Here is a 17,454-nt window from a genome sequence, read left to right as displayed (position 1 = left end):
ATAAAACGGGCTTCACAAATACCGTCGAAAGTAAGATGTTCAAGCAAAAAAATCGTACGTAAATGAAAGGAGGAATTGCATTCCCTTGCTGTGAACGGCACATGTGGAATCGGTGGCGATGTTGGTGCGGAAGAATAACTAAATCGGAATTGTATGAATAGAAGAAGATGTATGAATAGAAATAGTAAAGAGGGGCTGCCCCCTCTTTTTGCTGCTTAATTCAATTCTGTAAAATATCTGATTTCCTCTTTGTCTTCGCAGAACCCTACCGATTCATACACAGATAAAGCGGTTTTGTTTGTAGTTAGTACCATGAGGGTAACATACTGCAGCTGATTAGCTTTGAGATATCTCAGAGCTTGTGTAAGCAAATACTTGGCAAGGCCGCGCTTTCTCCAGGGTTCGCGGACAAAAACGTCCTCGATTACACCATGGTCAGCTTCCTGCCATGCCATCAGTCCACCAACAATAACGTCAGTTTGACGTATGACCATGGATGTCCATCGGTCGTTATTCTTGTATTCACATAACCGATCGATACCAAGTGGAGTATCAGGCCAAATCTCAGCTTCTATATTGAGATAATCTCTTTCTTCATCAGAAGTTTCCATTTTCCAATACGAGAATTGAAAGTCTTCTTGAAGTGTCAACTCAGGAATTGGTTCATTCAAGTCCCGTTTCATGCGATATAAACTATTCAGATGAAGGAATCCTTTTTGGATAAAAAACGTATTGTTTGCTGTTTCTGTTGAATCGTTACCTACACAAAGTATAGTGTCGTATTCTTTAGACAGGGTTTCCTTTAATTGATTTGCCCTTATGAGAAGATGCTGATAGACGTTTTCGAGCAGCATAATGTCATTTTCTCTTTCGGGAATGGTTTTCAGATTGAGGTATATGGAATGGTTGTTCTCTTTTGGACGTCCGGGAGGTACTACGTTAACGATGCTCACTTGCCCCTTGGCAATCATCTTCCCATCCTCAAATGCGCAATAAACGTTACTCCAATTGACTTCCTCCCCGACCCACCAAAATACTGCATTTTCTTTTTGGGTTACGGATTGATATAACTCCCCAAGTAACGGCATGTCTCCATCTTGAAAATGACGAATGATTATTTCTGTTGATGATTGTCTCAAAACAATCTCCCTCTCTATAGCTGTTATTACTATAAACATTAACATAACTGGACCTAATGTTTACAACTCTAAAAGTTTTCTCCCACATGAATGTAATACTGTTCAAAGGTTATTCCCAGTAAGGTGTTCCATTGAAGAGAAAGGAATCCTTCTGCAGATAAGCGGTAATCTCTCTGCTGGCTAATTTACGAATGTGATCGGGAAGCCATTCCCGGGAGTCGGGTAGACCCAGCCAGAAATTCATAGTTTCCAACTGGCCTGCAATGAACCAACCTTCTAACAGCTCGATATAGTTATCTGGCAGTGCGTAATATGTAGAATAGGATTGAAGTAAAGGGTCTCGGAGCGCGGGATGGATGTATGAAAACGTCCAGCCCAGATCAAATAAATAAAAACCAAAACCGCAAGCACCAAAATCAATGGGCCTTGCTTCTTTGCCATGAAACACAATATTACTTGGAATCAGATCGGCGTGAATCATTCCCCAATGGCTGCATGTTCGCTCGATTGAGTTCATCATCTTCATTACTTGCTGACCTGCATTCTGAAGAAGTGCTGTATCATCCGTATCAAGCAGGCCTGCTTGAGATTGCTCTGTAAGTTTCTCAAGAGCTTGTGATATGCGAGATGCATCAAATACAGGACGCTCAAATGAGTTTGGAGTTTTCCAGCGGGAAGCATGTTTATGTAATTTGCCTATCATTTCGCCTATGGACTGAGCATCTTCTAATGTCGTAATGAATGACTTCTGCTCACCTTCCACCCATCTTACCAATGTGCAGCTTATGTTGTTTACCTTTGTAATGAAGTCTCCTTGAGTATTTTTTACAGGTGAGGGCAGGGTCAAATCTGTATCTAAGACCAGGGAGTGGAGCCAAACCATTTCTGAATGAAGCACGTCCTGTTCAGTCCAATAACGTTCAAAGGTTTCACTTTTGGATGTATGTAGGCGAAGACTATATTCGTTGTTACCCACATCCGTAATTTTGTAAATAACATTTGCACTCTGTCCAATAAAGTCAATCGATTTACATGGTATGGAGTAATGATGTAATGCTTCTTTTGCAATACTCAACGTACTTTCCAATCGCCAAATCCCACCTTTTCACAAGTAGATAGAGTTATATTAACACAGCTGGGTATTAAAAAAGTGTAACATTCGATTATACTCATTTTTTACCTGTAGTCATATTGTACAGCCCTAGCGACCTTTTCACTGCGGTGCAGATGTGCCATAATCATTATTGCTTTAGTTCGATTAACAACCCGACAGTAAAAACTTTTCTGCAAGGTTTCATAGTTTCTTATATGGAGGTAGACATGGACAGTGTAATCAAAATGCTTGAAATAAAACGCGAACAATTCATTCAGGAGCTTAAAGCAGCACAGGGCGAGGTCCACAGTCAGATCGTGGAGAAAAAACGGGAAATCGATACTGCCATACAATGGCTCAAGAAAATAGATACGCTGCAGCTGCATCGTCCAGATGACTACATGTTTGCCCAATTACCGGATACCAGGACAGCATTTTCGGAATACAAAATCGTTGAAACATTAGAAAGTGATGATCCCCAAGACTGGCAGGAAGTCAAGTTAATGAGTCAAGGGGAGGAATTGTGGTTTTACGCAGGGGATTGGGTGATTAAAAGTAAGAAGTAGGGAGTAAACAGATGCTTATCTGATTGAAATAGTAAGCAGCAGACGAAGCTGATCATACAGTTGTTCATTGTCCCGTAACAAAAAGAGGGGCTTGTGCCCCTCTAAAATCAATCGTTCATTATAGGATTTTTTTGAAAAACTCCATCATTTCGGACGGTCATCAATACACCTGCACGCCCGTTCCAAGCACGGACTTGTTTTGCACGGAATTACCCGATAGAAATACCTTCTGCAGCTTCGGCAGCTGGCTTAGGGGCTCTATATTGGTAATGGCATTGTTCTCGAGATGAAGCTCTTCGACAGCCTGCCAGTTATTCATAAAGTCCAGAGAAGCCAAGTTGCTGTCCTGCAGCGTGAAGGACCGTAAAGCAGGCATTTTGGCGAAGTAGGGCATGATCTGGTCAACCTCAGAGACAGTGTCATTATTTACGTTAAAATACGGCTGCTCCAGGGTTAGATGCTCAAGCGCATTGTTCGTTTCGCCCACCTTTTGTTTAAAGTTCAACCTGCATTCGGAGCACAGCAGCGATTTTACCTGCTTCAAACGAAATAAGGCATCGCTCTCCTGGTACAGTGAAGAATCGTATATATTCAGGGTCTGCAGACCCGGTAAACCATCCAGAGAGCCAAGTTGAGTGATTTCACTGATTTCCCAGAGGGAGAGCTGCTCCAGCTCCGGAAATTTTTGGAGAGCCGCTAATGCTAACTCCCCACTTCCGCCACGAAGCGTCAGGCTGGTAACGGCAGGTGCCTGCAGCCCGGGGAGAAAGGCACCCGGAATTTCCACTCGTGCTGCTTTAGGCAGTGTCAGAGCTTCCTGCTTCTCGTAATAACCGGACAGCGTTAATTCCCGCAGAGAGGAGAGGCTGTTGATGGGTTTGACCGAGCCGAGCTTGCTTAAAGAAGCCAGTCGCAGTTTCGTGATGGAGGTCTTGCCGGTCAGACGCTCCAGACTGGAGAAACTTAAATTTTCAATATCCAGTGTTTGTAAAGCAGGCATGTTTTGCACAAAGTCAATGGACTTTACGTTGGTTAAAAAGGAAAGCCGAAGCTCCTGAAGCTGTGTTAAGGCGTACAGCGGCTGCAGGTCTGCAGTTTCACTATAATGGATGGACAGGGAGGTCAGCCCCGTCATGGACGACAACCATCCCAGCTCGTTGATGTAAGTGAGCGACAGGGATTTGAGCGGCAGTTTGTTCAGCAAGGAAAAGTCCGTTATCGACTCATCCGCATAGGTAATGGATAGCGAGTTCAGATTAGGGAATTCCAGGAGCAGAGCCAATTCCTGATTGCTGCGAAGCTGGGTGGAAAGTTCCGTAACTTTAGACTTATCGCCAAAGTAGTCCGAAAACGAGCTGAAGGATTCGTTAAAAGCACCACCATAGCTTTTTAACCCGGACATATGGGCAAACGTGGTTTGGTTCGACTGGGCAATTTCGTAGGTTCCCGTCAAGTCGAGTGCTGTCAGTCCCGTAAACGCTTCAAAATCTCGCTGATCGATCTTCTGGGTATTCAGCTTTTTGTCCTGAGTAGTATAAGTGATCTTTTTGGCCTGTTCATCGCTGAAGGGATCTGAGAAGCTGTAGGTAAACTGCCACTGGTGATCATCCGAATAATCTACGGTCAGATAGCGAATACGAGCCAATTCCTCCTCGGTAGGCAGGGCAGAGCCTTTTTCAAAGATATCCCGCAAAAAGGAGAGCAGAACCTCGCTTTCAGGCATCTTCCGTACAGGCAGATTGGCTTCTGCTTGAGGATGAGTGGAGCTGACGCTGTAATATAAATAAGTGCCAATGGCACCGCTCAGGAGCAGCGTCAATATGAGCAGCAGTCTCACAGAGACGTTCAGCTTCGGCGCTGTTTTTGGGGGCGTACCATGGTAATGATTAATGGTCTGGTCCACATAGTAGACATGATTTTGCTTCAATAAAAGCTCTGTTTCACAATAGGGACACTTTAATACCTCGCCCTCCTTATATTCAATTTTTCCGTTGCAATTGGGACAGTTTAACGCAATAAATGCCACGGATGCCTCCCCCTTCATTATGATGATTCTAAAATTATGCTGAACTGTCATCTGAATTCATTATATTTCGTCTATTCTATCAAACCTGCTGTATGCCAAAAAATCAACTGCAAATTTTATCTTTAGGGGAACTTTGAGATCTTTATGAAATCTTCAACATTTGTTGATAATCTATCCGTATAAAAGTAGGAAAGGACTTTGATTCTGAGGACCAATCACCTTTGTAAAAATTTCAAGGGACAAAAGGCAGTTAACAATGTTTCTCTGAATATTAGAAGGAACTCTGTTTATGGTCTCTTAGGACCTAATAGAGCGGGTAAATCCACTAATTTAAAGTTGATTACAGGAATGTTGAGCCCCAGTTCCGGAACGATTGAATTTGACGGTCATTTGTGGCGTCGTAGTGACTTGAAGAATATCGGAGCTTTAATTGAAAATCCACCTTTATATGAAAATTTGACAGCATACGAGAATATAAAAGTTCGTACCTTCGCGTTAGGTTTACCGAAAACTCGAATTGATGAATTGTTAGATATTTTAAAGCTTACAAACACAGGCAAAAAACGTTCGGGTCACTTTTCTTTAGGAAAGAAACAACGGCTTGGTATTGCGCTGGCGCTGCTTCCACAACCCAAGCTTATTATTTTAGATAAGCCAAAGAATGGGCTGGCATCTTTATATATTGTTTTCAACTGGTGATGTCGTTTCGCTTTGGCAAAAATCTTGGCATTGGATTAGGTGGGCTGGGAAGCTTGTTATCAGCACTGCTTTATACTGGTCTAGGCTCAGGAATGTGGTTCCTTATTCCTCACGGCTGGGGAGTCCGTTTGTCTACCAGCATGTTATAAATGCTTATGGAATAACACCAGCTGAGATCATAGAAGTGAAATCAGGATGTAAGATGCTCAGCTTATTTACTTGTATCATTTTAACCTTCATGCCATTTTGGTTTTTAAAGTATAACGGAAAGAGGTCATCCGATTAATAGGACAAAATAATAATACAAGGGATGGAGAATGATGGCGCGTAAGTTCGTCAGGATCAAATTGCTGCTCTCACATATGATCTAAAAACGCCATTAACCATTATTAGAGATAATGAGGAATTGTTAAATGATACAGCCCTTTCTGCAGAACAAAGGAATGCACCGTTTACATCAAAAGCAGTTCAATTCATAAGCAGCACTACATGCAGACTTTATTGGCAGTGGCCCGATCGTGGGACAGTCACCCTCTGCATATCCAGTCTATAGACTTAGAAACATTCGTGTACGAAATTAAGAATCAAGCACAGGGCCTATGTTTTTTTAATAACATCAATCTAGAATGGGTATAAAATTGTAAATCAACTCAAATAGACATGGATTTTGATTTATGTATGGGAGCAATCACTAATGTCTTATCCCATGCAGTTGGGAATAATTCACCGAATGGAACAGTGTCCGTTGCGATAGAGGAAAATGATAACAATGTATTTATTAGTCATTACGAATACCGGGATTGGCTTCTCGCAAAAGGCATTAGAGCATGCTGCAGAACAGTTTTTTATGGACGATCTTTCTCGTAATTCTAAATCACATTCTGGTATTGGACTTTATGTTGCAAATGCAGTATTCCAAAAACACGGAGGTAAATTAATTTTAGAAAATTACTCTGGTGGTGCGAGAGTTACTTTGATTATTCCTGTAAAGCAGCAGTAGACACTTAAACACAAATCATTTATGATACTTTCGGCTTATAGGCAAATGAGGGGGCTTTCAGAATTTTACTATTCTGCGCCGTCACGTTGCCAAGTTCAAACTCGTAGTTCTTTTCTCCTTATACATATCATCGCCCTTGGAGCGAGCACTCTTTTGTGCTCGCTTATATTATTTATTTAAAGATATAATCTAGTTTAATCTTAATATATTATCAATTCGTTGTTCCTCATTACGTTTTTTAAGTTACGTTAGTGGTAAAAAGAGTGATAATATCTAATTTAAGAAATCTATCACTAATATGATTCACTTATTACATATGTATCATATCTATCCGATATATTAAAAGATGTTATAAAGAAATGAATCTAACAGCATAAGAGATCAACCCAAATACAACAAAATAAAGAGATTGCTCGAGAGAAGGAAGCGCATGGATCATCCATACAGTGAACAAGAGGTTACAGTGAAAGAAATTGAAGCATCTTTTGCCTTTGCTGAAGAACTCTATGAAAAGAATGCTGCAAGCCAAAAGCAGTTCGGCCGAGGGGATATCATACGGCAGAAAAATGATTTCATTGCTGATCATGTGCTCGGGAAAGCTGCAGAATATGCATTATGCAGCTTTTTGAACAGCTATTTTGACATACAGTTTGAAGTTGACCTTAATGTTTGGAATGACCCGTTGATCCACGATGAAGGCAATGACTTATCTGTTCTTTATTTGAATGGGAACCCTCATCATCTCCCATTCAAGGTAGATATCAAAGGGACTCGGAAGCATTCCAAATGGCTGGTTGTAGAAAAACATAAAATTACAAATTTCAAAACACTTGTTTATGTCATCGTTCGTCTAGTGAACCTTCCAACCGGAAAAATTTTTGAAAATGATCCATACATATATAGAGGAAAACCGTGGAAAGCGAGAATTGAAGGTTATGCTTGGGTATCAGATTTAATGGAGGTATACAGCCAAACCGGTTGGTTCGAGTTTAAAAAGGGAGACCGCCTGTTAAACCCTAACATACTTGTCCCAATAAAGGACGAAATATCTCAAGTTTCAGCTAGTGAGTATCAAAAAAAGTTAAGTCATCTTTTGTCTAGAACTCCTGAGGAACAAAAATATATTGGGCCACAATTGGATTGCCTGATGAATTTCGGTCTACCTCACAGTTGGCTGAGGAGCAGCATCGAGGAATGGAATGATTTTGCGGATATATTGCGTCGGGAAGTAATCCCTGTAGAGGGGAAAGGCACAGCCAAACCAGGTCCGGCGTCTGAGAAACAATTTCAAGAAACTTGGGGATACCATAAATATATGGAGGTTTTAGATACTTCTTGTCGAACTAACACTGCAGTGGTAAATAACTTTGAAAGGTTAGATTATATTATGTTTGCAACTGATGATGAGCCGAAACACTCTCTACTCGCTGTTTACACTCAGGCGGAAACTGAAGAAAAAGCACCTGTATTGGTAGAATTGCTAAGAAAGGGCATCAAAATCCTTCTTTTTACGGATACAGAAGTTGTACGCATTCCTAAAGAACTGACTACCTTTCAATCGTCACGACTGTTTCAGCATTACAAGGTGTCGGAGAGGACGTCGCAACGACTTTCGGGGTTGTTTATCACGGATGGAAGTATCCAGTCCGAGAAGCAGCTGTTATTTTCTCAGATTTCTCGAGAATGTCCGGAGTTTAATGAAGAACAGTATGCGGTAGAGCATGCCCCTCCAGAATCACACTTGTGTGTGGAAGCAGGAGCGGGGACTGGGAAAACGACAGTAATGATTGACCGCATTTTATTTCTCATACATATGACATCCGTCCCCGTCAGTGCATTGACCATGATTACTTTTACACGTGAGGCAGCACAAAATATGTTCCATAAACTGCGCAGAGCTTTCTTTCAGCGTTTTCAGGCAACAGGGGCTGTACGTTACTTGAAATTAATGGAGGAACTGTGCTTTATGCGTATCAGCACCATTCATTCGTTTGCTAGAGAGCTTATCCGTGAACTAGGTTCAGAGCTTGGTTATGGACAAAATATGCAGATTCGCAGCTTTAACACGGAGCGAAAACAAATAATTGAAAGACAGATTGATGCTAAAGCCAGCCAATGGCTGGACCAACATACGATAAAGGAGAAATTCAAGGAAATTCCTCTACATAGAATGATCAGTATTACAGATGCCTTTTGGATGGAAATGGAACGAAAGGGGCTTACCCGTGAGGAAACTGCGCGTATTGTCTGGGGAGAAGCAAAAGGGGACAGTGCGGATCTGCACGATCTATTTATCGACTTATTTGCAAATTGCGAAGATGAATTTCATCAGCTTAAAACGGAGGCAAATGCAGTCTCACTCAGCGATTTGACCAGACAGGTTGAACTGGTAAGCCGGCGGGAAGAAGCATTTATAAATACTGCTAAGCAGATTTCTTATTTATTTATTGATGAGTTTCAAGATACAGATGATGCTCAGATTAGATTGGCGGCACGGCTGGTTAAGGCCTTAAAGTTGAAGCTTTTTGTGGTTGGAGATATCAAGCAAAGTATTTACCGATTCAGAGGGGCAGATTACACGGCATTCGATAATTTGAGAAGATTAATGGCAGAGCAGAGTGAAGCGCTGCACGCTTTTTCCCTGCGGAAAAATTATCGGTCGGCTGTAAGCATTCTTAACGATATGGACCGTTTGTTTTCAGCATGGGGTGGGGCTGAGTACTTAACTTACCGCAGTAGCGACCGACTTGTAGGCATGCGGGAGAGCACTGAAGCTGCTGTAGAGATTTATCAGGTTAATTATAAACGCTATGATGAGAACCAGAGACAGTACACGATCGATCTAATACGAAGGGCGCAAGAAACGGTCAAACTCTCGGGTGAAGATAAAATTGCAGTGTTGGTTCGGACCAATGCACAGGCAGGAAGACTGAAAGCATGGTGTGATGATGCAGGGCTGAATACCCATTTGGAAATTGGTGGTACATTTTTTACGAGTTCCGCTATACAGGATTTTGCTTATTTGATTGATGCGCTGCTGTTTGTGAAAAGTCCATCGGCTTTAGTCAATTTATTGAATTCGCCGTATTCTAAGACGAACGTTCATTGGAGCTCGTTAATCCCCTTTGATGGAAATGAAGCTGAGCTCATGGAGTTCCTCGAGCATATAGAGCCTTTTAGTGGCTGGAAGAATATACAGGAAAATCTTCGTATTCAACCAGTACTTTCAGTTATAAGGCGTATTCTGGATGTATCAAATCCAGCGATGCGATTTATGCAGGAACAGTTAAATCTGTTGGAAGCTCAGAGGCCTGAGAATCCGGAAAATAAAAAAGAGTCGGAAACGCGCGCAATGCAGTATCAGAAAAACCTTAATCACTTGCTGGAACTGCTTCATCAGCAGTTTAGTACTGATTTTTTGTCACTATATTCTCTACATACTTGGCTTCATATGAATATAGCGGTTAATCGAGAGGAAGATGAGCCTGAGCTTGATGAGGAGGAAAAAGGCAATAGGGTTCGAATCATTACTGTTCATAAATCCAAAGGACTAGAATTCCATACTGTGATCCTACCGTTTACTGAACAAGTTTTTCGATATGGACGTAGTGAACTTCTGTTGGACCGTCGCAGCGGAAGTTGGACTGCTGGTTGGAATATTAAAGAAAATGAAAAGATTTTCTCAAGCGAGTTTTATGCTGAACTTAATTCTGGAGAAACCGTTGAAGTGGAGCGGGAAGAAGCACGGCTTTTATATGTAGCTATGACTCGCAGTGAAGAGCGGCTATGGATAGTGCAGAATAAAAAATACAGCAACCAGGATAACTGGAGCAAGTTGTTAGGTATGCAGGGAGATAAAAAATAATGAAAAACGTAGTCATAACGTATACCAATCCAGCCCGTTTGTCAGAAACCTCAGCGTTTACTCCTTTTGTAAACAGCCTCCATCTATGCGCAACGAACAGCTTACGAAAGGGAGTAACTAAATATTACCAGGGTAAGCCTGCGGAATATATCCATGCGCCGATTGTATCAGCGGGGATGCTGTTTTCTAAACTTTTAGGTTCATGGTCTTCGCCTGCTGTTAAGATGAAACAGTTTACTAAATTGACGAAGTTGATGCGCGGTCAGGAGAATACATGGGGTAGAGAACTTTGCCGAGCTTTCAGACACAATCAAATTGATGTACTTCAGACGATGCGGACACTGGCTGAAATAGGAACTACACCAGTTGAACTCAAGCCGACGAGTCGGGAAGAGCAGCTTTTTCAAAGTGTATGGGGTCTTATGGAGTCAAGTGACTCCGACTTTCAGCGCATCCGTTCTAGGCTAGGCTCAGCTCATAATATAGAGAAACGTTTAAGAGAGGCGCTGAGTGAATGTTTGATTGATGTGAGCCGACTTCCTGAAAAAATCACAGAAATTGTGCTTCATGGTTTTTATTTCATTACACCGCTTCAGTATCGTGTAATGTCTTTGTTTCAAAATGCGGGCATTCGCCTAGTATTTCTTAATCTCTACGATACGCGATATCCAAATTCATTCAGATCGGTCGAACGCTTTCTATCCCAATGGGTCCCGGTTGAACAGTGGCAAATCCAGCAATCGATAGTCGTTTCAGAGATGAGTTGGGGCGATGTTTTTGCTTCAGCCTATGAAGAGGAGACACGCAAATCAGCGGATGCACATTTTGGACCGCGGGTTATTCAGTTTGAGGATTTTCAGACATTTTTATCTCATTATGAAGATCATTCTGAGAGAGAAACCTACTATTCACCCGAGCATGAAAACTTGAACAAACGCTTGAAAGATTATTATCCAGAAAGCTATCCAGATCGACATTTTCTTGCATATCCTATAGGACAGTATTTATTTCATCTCCATCAAATGTGGGATGATCAGAAGAGAGAGCTGGTCCTGAATGAAAAGGGGCTGTTTGAATGTTTTTCGTCTGGATGGTTGCAGATTGAAGAGAAAAATGCAAGGAATTTCACAATTATGCTTGAAGATGTTCTCCCTTACTTTTCATCCTGCAGCACGTTAAAAGAATGGCGGAGACAGGCAGAATTACTAAAAGAAGTGAAATTAAATGCAGCGGATGCATTCGAAAATTCCGGCAGTCGGTTTCACAGAATGATGGGAAATCCAATGCTTCGCTTTTCGTTTTTTAAGGTCAAACATACAGATATTGTGCTTCTGCTTCAGTTTATGGAGAAGCTGTTTACCCAAGCAGAACTTCTCTTTGGAAGAAAGGAAATTCGGCTTCACGAGCATTTTGAGCAAATAGCACAGCTGCTAGCTGCAGGACCGGACCCAGAAACATTGGCCGAGGAAGAGCGAGAACTGCTGGAACAGCTCCGAAAAAGACTGAAACTAGATTTTATTGATGATGAGTCTTATTACATTGATGATGTAGCCCAAGCGGTAGCGCTGTATCTCGGTGGTGAATTCAATAATGAATTAGAAGAAATGACGTTACCGATCAGTAAGTTTGAGGACGTCGATGCCGTCGCATTTATGGACAGAGAGATTCATCTTTGTAATTTGGATGAGGAGAGCTTGCCATATGCAGTGAATAGTATGCCTTGGCCGCTTACACGTCAGACAGTACATGGATTGCAAAGTAGGGAGCTGGAGATGCTTTTTATCCGTGAAGACGTATCTTCTTCTTCGGCCAGATATCTGTTTTATAACGTTCTTGCTTTCGCCAAGCAGCCAGTACGCCTATCCTGGATTCGCAATAAAGAGAGTAAAAAGCTGGAGGAATCCGTATACATTATGGTATTAGGTCTCTCGCCTGAGAAGCGAAGCGCTTTGTTCCAGACTCAGGATTTGGAGCCAGCAGGCTGCGCTAAGGGAAATCTGGAAGCTGTGTTTCAGCACCTCAAATCATTCCCGGCTGATGCCGCTGCTGAGTTTGCATTGTGTCCAAGACGTTTTTATTACAGTTTTGTGGTGCAGCCATTCGCTTCGTATCGCAATGAATTTCATCAGCAGATTTTATACCAAAACCTGTTGAAAGCATCATATGCGCTGTCAGATGCTTCTACTCAGGAGATTAATGCTCAGTTATCAGCTATATTTCCACACTGGCCTGAAGTGAGGAAAAGATACTTGGCCGAAGAAGCACAGAAATATCGCAATACCTTTTCGAAGGGCTATGATCGTTATGAGAGCAGGAACTATGTTCGGGGTCGGCGATTATTTCAGCTTCTGGTGCCGAGTTACCCTGTGGATGACAAAAATTTATTGGAGCCAGCGAACAAGGCTTTTCAAGCCAACGTCATAGACGAAACACTTGCGAAACCTATTCAGGATGAAAAATTAATGCAGCTTCGAGCCAATCCGTCCGAACTGTGCCGCTTCTGTCCTCACCTGCCTGTATGCATTGAAGGGTATTATCCAGCCGACGACAAAATGAGGTCCTTTAAATGAAAATAAACAACGACCTATGGCAGCAGGTTGCCTTCCGTTGGGTCCAACAAATGTCTGCAGAACAGCAGAAATTAATCGAACAGTCTGCCGCAGAGTCTGCGACATTGGTATTGCAGGAGCTCGAGATTAAGGGGACATCAGATACAATTCGTAATGCAAGAGATGAAGTGCTATTTCTTATCTCTCAAGACTACGACGATGATGACGACTTTATATAATACGGAGATGAAAGCTATGCAGGATATTATTTTAACCAAAAAACAGCAGGAAGCAGTCGATTATGAAGGTGATCAGCTGTTGATCCGGGGAATAGCGGGCAGTGGAAAAACAACGGTGCTGCTAAAGCAGGCTCATAAAATTATAACGAAGCATCCAGATCAGAGTATTGCTCTCATTACATATAATCAGACTCTCGCGCGATATGCAGCAGAGCTTGCATCTCTGTTAAAATCAGACCGACTTAAAGTGAAAACATTCCATTCATGGGCTTACGGTGCACTTTCTAGAAACGGTAGGGTACCACGTGTCCTCTCTGGAAAACAATTGACAAAGTTAATTCTTACCTGTAGACAGGAACTGAAAATGAATAGTACCCATCGCTTTTTTAGAGAAACCCGGTTTGAAGAATTTCTACAAGATGAAATAAAGTGGATCAAAGGCATGGGAATACTTACACGAGAGAGCTATATGAGAGTTGAACGAAATGGTAGAGGAACTAAAGTTAAAGTGGACCGCAGTGATCGTGATAAAATATTTGACTTGTTCGAACTGTATCAAAATAAACTTAAACAAGAGATGTTATGTGACTATGACGATTATGCTCTTTTGCTTAAGCAGCAGGGAGTGCCGCAATCTCAAAAGTTTGACAATATCCTTATAGATGAGGCACAAGATCTGCAGCAAGTACAGCTCCAACTTCTTAAAAACTGTGCAGGAAAACGGATCATTATAGCTGCAGATAAAGGTCAAAAGATTTATAAGACTTCTTTTTCGTGGCGTGAAATTGGTATTAACATTACTGGCGGCCGAACCAAAATATTAACTGATTCGCAGCGCTCCACTGAACAAATTATGAGGCTGGCTGCAAGTCTTCAGCAGCATGATCCGCTGTGTAAAAACAAAGATGATGAATTTGTCCCGCCAGAAATGCCAAGCCGTCAGGGGCCAAAGGCCGAGATTATACAATGCTTGGGCTATATGGAAGAGGAAGTATTTGTGACCAACACAATAGCTCATCTTCGGAAGGTATATCCGAAATGGAGCATAGGTCTTCTGAGTAGACAGATGGCTCCCTTCAACCGATATGAGCGGGTGTTGAATGATAAGGGAGTTGACTGCGTTCAGGTCAAGAAGGAAGGGGCCAGCGTGCTTAACGCTGGTGTGAAATTAATGTCTTTTCACTCAGCGAAAGGACTTGAGTTTGATGCGGTGTTTATTATACGTGTTAGTGAGAACAGCGTTCCTTTTTTGGATAAGGGACATGATGAACCGGATGAGGAGGAATTGGCTGTAGAGCGGAGACTTCTGTATGTTTCCATGACACGGGCCAAATCGATTCTTTACATGGCATACTACGGTAAGCCATCACGTTTTATAGATGAAATGGACAGCAGTTTATATAATCATGCGAAAGTATAAGGGGGGTGAATAGTTTAATGCTTCCTTTCTTTTGGAATCAGCTGGCTGAGGCATGGGTCGATAGACATAGCAAAAAGGATGAGCAGCTTCAGAATGAGTACCACTGGAACGAATTCATTAAGAACGGTACTCTGTTGGATGGAATACAACTGAGTCCAGAGCAGCTTGCTGTCGTACAAACACAGGAGAAACACCTTTTAATTAGCGGTTCGGCAGGAAGTGGGAAAAGTATTACTCTCCTGGGGAGGATGTTTAAAGTTCTGGCTGAACCTGCACCATCACGTATTTTATACGTCTCCTTTAATCCCACGCTGATGCAGGATGCCAATAAGCGATGCATGCAGTCACCCATTTTCCGGGAGTTAAAAGATGTACATACGGTCCATTTCTATACTTATCATTTCATGGTTAGCAGACTCCTTAAAGAATCTGGGCTCATAGAAGTCGGAGAGCTGCAAATGTCTACGCACAATCTTGATAAATTAGATGACCTTGCTCAGCGCCGATGCAAGGGTTTTACGGAGAAATATGTTAAAACCCCAGAGTACAGCTGCCTTCCTAGAGATAGAAGTTTGTATACTTCACATTTTGATGGATTTATGCTGGAAGAGTTTCTATGGATGAAAGCAAATGGATATGTAACGGAGGAACTCTACTTAGACTGTGAGCGTGCAGGGAGGGGGATTAATCCCCGTTTAACTAAAGAACAGCGCTATACCGTCTTTCAAATGTTTACTGCCTATCATCGGTATCGAGAACAGACGTATGGGAAGAATTATGATCCGGAAGACTACGCGCTCATCTTATTAAGGCATATTGAAATGCTTCCTGACGCACTAAAATACGACCACATATTCATTGATGAGTTCCAAGATTTGCAACCGATGCAGTTAAAAAGTTTAGTGCTTCTTGCGAAAAAAAGTTTAGCGCTGTCAGGTGATTTAAAACAACGTATTTATAAACGGACACCCTTTGCTTTTAAGGATCTTGGCATTGAGGTCGAAGGAAGACGTACCCACAGGCTGAAAATTAATTACCGATCAACTAAGCAGACTATGAAATTGGCAAGATCAATCTCTTTTCTGGATACGGAGAATGACCGTGAGGATGATCTTCTATTTGTGCGTGAAGGTCCAAAACCAGAGATTCGATATTACCAAACAACGGATAATCTAAATCGCTACCTAATCAGAGAAATTCATGCTCTCCGTCAACAAAGAGAGGACTGTTCCATCGCTGTTATTCACAGATATGACGGAGATATGTGGAAAACAAAAAATTGCAAGACGCATATGTTATTGAAGCGAGAATTTGATGTTGTTGGTGTTGAGAGTTACGGTAAGAAATTTAATTATTCCCAGCAGCGGAAGCCTGTCTTTTTCACAGATGCTTTTGCAGTAAAAGGACTTGAGTTTGATTTTGTTTTTATACTGCATTTTGATTCTTCCCATTATCCTCAAAAGTCTAAGATCGATGACTTGCTTCGACGCTCAGAAAACGATAAGTGGTCAAATAACTTTATCTCTGATGAAGATGCTATATACAACGATGAGAAAAAGATATTGTATGTCGCTTTATCCCGGGCAAAGGAAAAAGTAGTTCTGCTTTACAAGGGGGAGACAGAAAGAAAAATATCTCCGTTTGTTCGATTGTTTCACGGTCCAGACTATGCTGCGCACGGATTCACCAAATCGCGATATACAAAGTAGCTGGCTTTTTTAGAGCTGTAGGCAAATTCAAGATTAACCAATGGAAGCGACATCTATAAATAAGCAGCAGTATTCAAGATTCTATGAAAATTCTTGAACGCTGCTGTTTTTATTTCATATACAGGCAATTAGAGAATTGTTTTGAAGGAGATCGTAGAATAATAGAAATTAGAAATATGGGGATCTTTAGTCTCCAGTCAGGTAGTTTTAACACAATTGGCGAAATGTTATAATGTTATATAGGAGGTAAATATTAGTTTTAAATTGGATAAATATCCTTAAAAGTTATATATCATCATTGCAGAATCTAGTAGAACTTTATCTTGGGAACGCGTCATCATTCATCAGCGGTTTGATCTTTACTGTTAGAGCGCGTTGATTTTTGCAAAGAATTTTACTCTAAGGAGGTATTTTATTTGGTTAGTGAAGAAAAAAGTATTCTCATATCAAAGTTGTCTAAACAACATGGACAAAAGCAAATATTGAACGATGTGTCCTTTGAAGCAAAAGAAGGAAGAATTACAGCTTTTCTTGGGCCAAATGGTGCGGGAAAAAGCTCAACACTTCGTATTTTATTAGGACTTGATCATTCAACAGGAACAGCAACTTTTGGTGGGCGAAAGTATACAGCATATGATACGCCATTGAAAGTGGTAGGAGCTGCTTTTGATGGGGTAGGGGGAGCGCCTTCTAGAAAGGTACATACTCATCTGAGAATTATAGCACAAAGCAATAACATTTCTATTGATCGTGTGTCAGAGGTACTGGATATCGTTGGTTTATCAGATAAACATAAAGCGAGACTTGGAACCTTATCATTAGGTGAGGGGCAGCGGCTTGGACTTGCGGCCGCGCTTTTGGGAGATCCACAATTTCTTGTATTGGATGAACCAACCAACGGGCTCGATCCGACAGGAATTCGCTGGTTTAGAAAATTTATTCGTCAGCAATCAGAAATGGGAAAGACCGTGCTGCTGTCTTCGCATATTCTTTCCGAAGTGGAAGCTGTGGCGGACGATGTCGTTATTATTAACCAAGGGGAAATCATAACTACTGGTGAGATCAAAGATGTAATGAAGGACTTGGAATCACTGGAAGATGTATTTTTTTCTCTTACTGAGAGCGGGGCATGATGATGGACTCTTTTTT

11 protein-coding genes and 1 pseudogene are annotated in these 17,454 nt (G+C 41.6%); 9 read left to right on the top strand and 3 right to left on the bottom strand.

Annotated features, from left to right (window positions below):
* Positions 1-215 precede the first annotated feature (215 nt).
* Both ABXS70_RS22255 and ABXS70_RS22250 read right to left on the bottom strand, forming a co-directional pair.
* A complete protein-coding gene (locus tag ABXS70_RS22255) occupies positions 216-1,139 on the bottom strand; it encodes a GNAT family N-acetyltransferase (RefSeq protein ID WP_366290939.1) in 924 nt (307 codons plus the stop codon).
* 109 nt (positions 1,140-1,248) lie between these two features.
* Positions 1,249-2,226: a phosphotransferase gene (locus tag ABXS70_RS22250; RefSeq protein WP_366290936.1), complete on the bottom strand. Its 978-nt coding sequence runs from the start codon at positions 2,224-2,226 to the stop codon at positions 1,249-1,251.
* A gap of 233 nt (positions 2,227-2,459) precedes the next feature.
* Between ABXS70_RS22250 and ABXS70_RS22245 the strand changes: the two genes are divergently transcribed.
* Positions 2,460-2,798: a hypothetical protein gene (locus tag ABXS70_RS22245; RefSeq protein ID WP_366290933.1), complete on the top strand. Its 339-nt coding sequence runs from the start codon at positions 2,460-2,462 to the stop codon at positions 2,796-2,798.
* 160 nt (positions 2,799-2,958) lie between these two features.
* Here ABXS70_RS22245 and ABXS70_RS22240 read toward each other — a convergent pair whose 3' ends face one another.
* Positions 2,959-4,824 (bottom strand): leucine-rich repeat domain-containing protein, encoded by a 1,866-nt coding sequence (locus tag ABXS70_RS22240; protein ID WP_366290930.1) that lies wholly within the window; start codon positions 4,822-4,824, stop codon positions 2,959-2,961.
* A gap of 198 nt (positions 4,825-5,022) precedes the next feature.
* Between ABXS70_RS22240 and ABXS70_RS22235 the strand changes: the two are divergent.
* The 8 genes and pseudogenes from ABXS70_RS22235 to ABXS70_RS22200 all read left to right on the top strand — a co-directional run.
* A pseudogene (locus ABXS70_RS22235) lies at positions 5,023-5,531 on the top strand (hypothetical protein); the annotation flags it as partial.
* Between the two features lie 761 nt (positions 5,532-6,292).
* Positions 6,293-6,523: an ATP-binding protein gene (locus tag ABXS70_RS22230; RefSeq protein ID WP_366290927.1), complete on the top strand. Its 231-nt coding sequence runs from the start codon at positions 6,293-6,295 to the stop codon at positions 6,521-6,523.
* Positions 6,524-6,953: 430 nt separating this feature from the next.
* On the top strand, positions 6,954-10,388 hold the full coding sequence (locus tag ABXS70_RS22225; protein ID WP_366290924.1) for an ATP-dependent helicase: 3,435 nt from the start codon (positions 6,954-6,956) through the stop codon (positions 10,386-10,388).
* Positions 10,388-12,958: a hypothetical protein gene (locus ABXS70_RS22220; RefSeq protein WP_342554225.1), complete on the top strand. Its 2,571-nt coding sequence runs from the start codon at positions 10,388-10,390 to the stop codon at positions 12,956-12,958. The genes ABXS70_RS22225 and ABXS70_RS22220 overlap by 1 nt, the downstream gene beginning before the upstream one ends.
* Positions 12,955-13,176 (top strand): hypothetical protein, encoded by a 222-nt coding sequence (locus ABXS70_RS22215; RefSeq protein WP_342554226.1) that lies wholly within the window; start codon positions 12,955-12,957, stop codon positions 13,174-13,176. Before ABXS70_RS22220 ends, ABXS70_RS22215 begins: the two co-directional genes overlap by 4 nt.
* 16 nt (positions 13,177-13,192) lie before the next feature.
* The gene (locus ABXS70_RS22210) at positions 13,193-14,596 is read left to right on the top strand and encodes a UvrD-helicase domain-containing protein (protein WP_366290921.1); all 1,404 of its coding nucleotides are present in this window, start codon (positions 13,193-13,195) and stop codon (positions 14,594-14,596) included.
* A 5-nt stretch (positions 14,597-14,601) separates the two neighbouring features.
* On the top strand, positions 14,602-16,305 hold the full coding sequence (locus ABXS70_RS22205) for a UvrD-helicase domain-containing protein (RefSeq protein ID WP_342554228.1): 1,704 nt from the start codon (positions 14,602-14,604) through the stop codon (positions 16,303-16,305).
* Between the two features lie 416 nt (positions 16,306-16,721).
* Positions 16,722-17,438: an ATP-binding cassette domain-containing protein gene (locus tag ABXS70_RS22200; protein WP_342554229.1), complete on the top strand. Its 717-nt coding sequence runs from the start codon at positions 16,722-16,724 to the stop codon at positions 17,436-17,438.
* Positions 17,439-17,454 lie beyond the last annotated feature (16 nt).

The sequence above is a fragment of the Paenibacillus sp. AN1007 genome, assembly GCF_040702995.1.
Classification (GTDB): domain Bacteria; phylum Bacillota; class Bacilli; order Paenibacillales; family Paenibacillaceae; genus Paenibacillus.
This window is presented reverse-complemented; position numbering and strand designations above follow the sequence as displayed.

Bases quoted from the DNA above. Each gene is read 5' to 3' on its own strand.
- ABXS70_RS22225 (WP_366290924.1), top strand. From the start codon at position 6,954: ATGGATCATCCATACAGTGAACAAGAGGTTACAGTGAAAGAAATTGAA.
- ABXS70_RS22230 (WP_366290927.1), top strand. From the start codon at position 6,293: ATGTATTTATTAGTCATTACGAATACCGGGATTGGCTTCTCGCAAAAG.
- ABXS70_RS22220 (WP_342554225.1), top strand. From the start codon at position 10,388: ATGAAAAACGTAGTCATAACGTATACCAATCCAGCCCGTTTGTCAGAA.
- ABXS70_RS22210 (WP_366290921.1), top strand. From the start codon at position 13,193: ATGCAGGATATTATTTTAACCAAAAAACAGCAGGAAGCAGTCGATTAT.
- ABXS70_RS22245 (WP_366290933.1), top strand. From the start codon at position 2,460: ATGGACAGTGTAATCAAAATGCTTGAAATAAAACGCGAACAATTCATT.
- ABXS70_RS22215 (WP_342554226.1), top strand. From the start codon at position 12,955: ATGAAAATAAACAACGACCTATGGCAGCAGGTTGCCTTCCGTTGGGTC.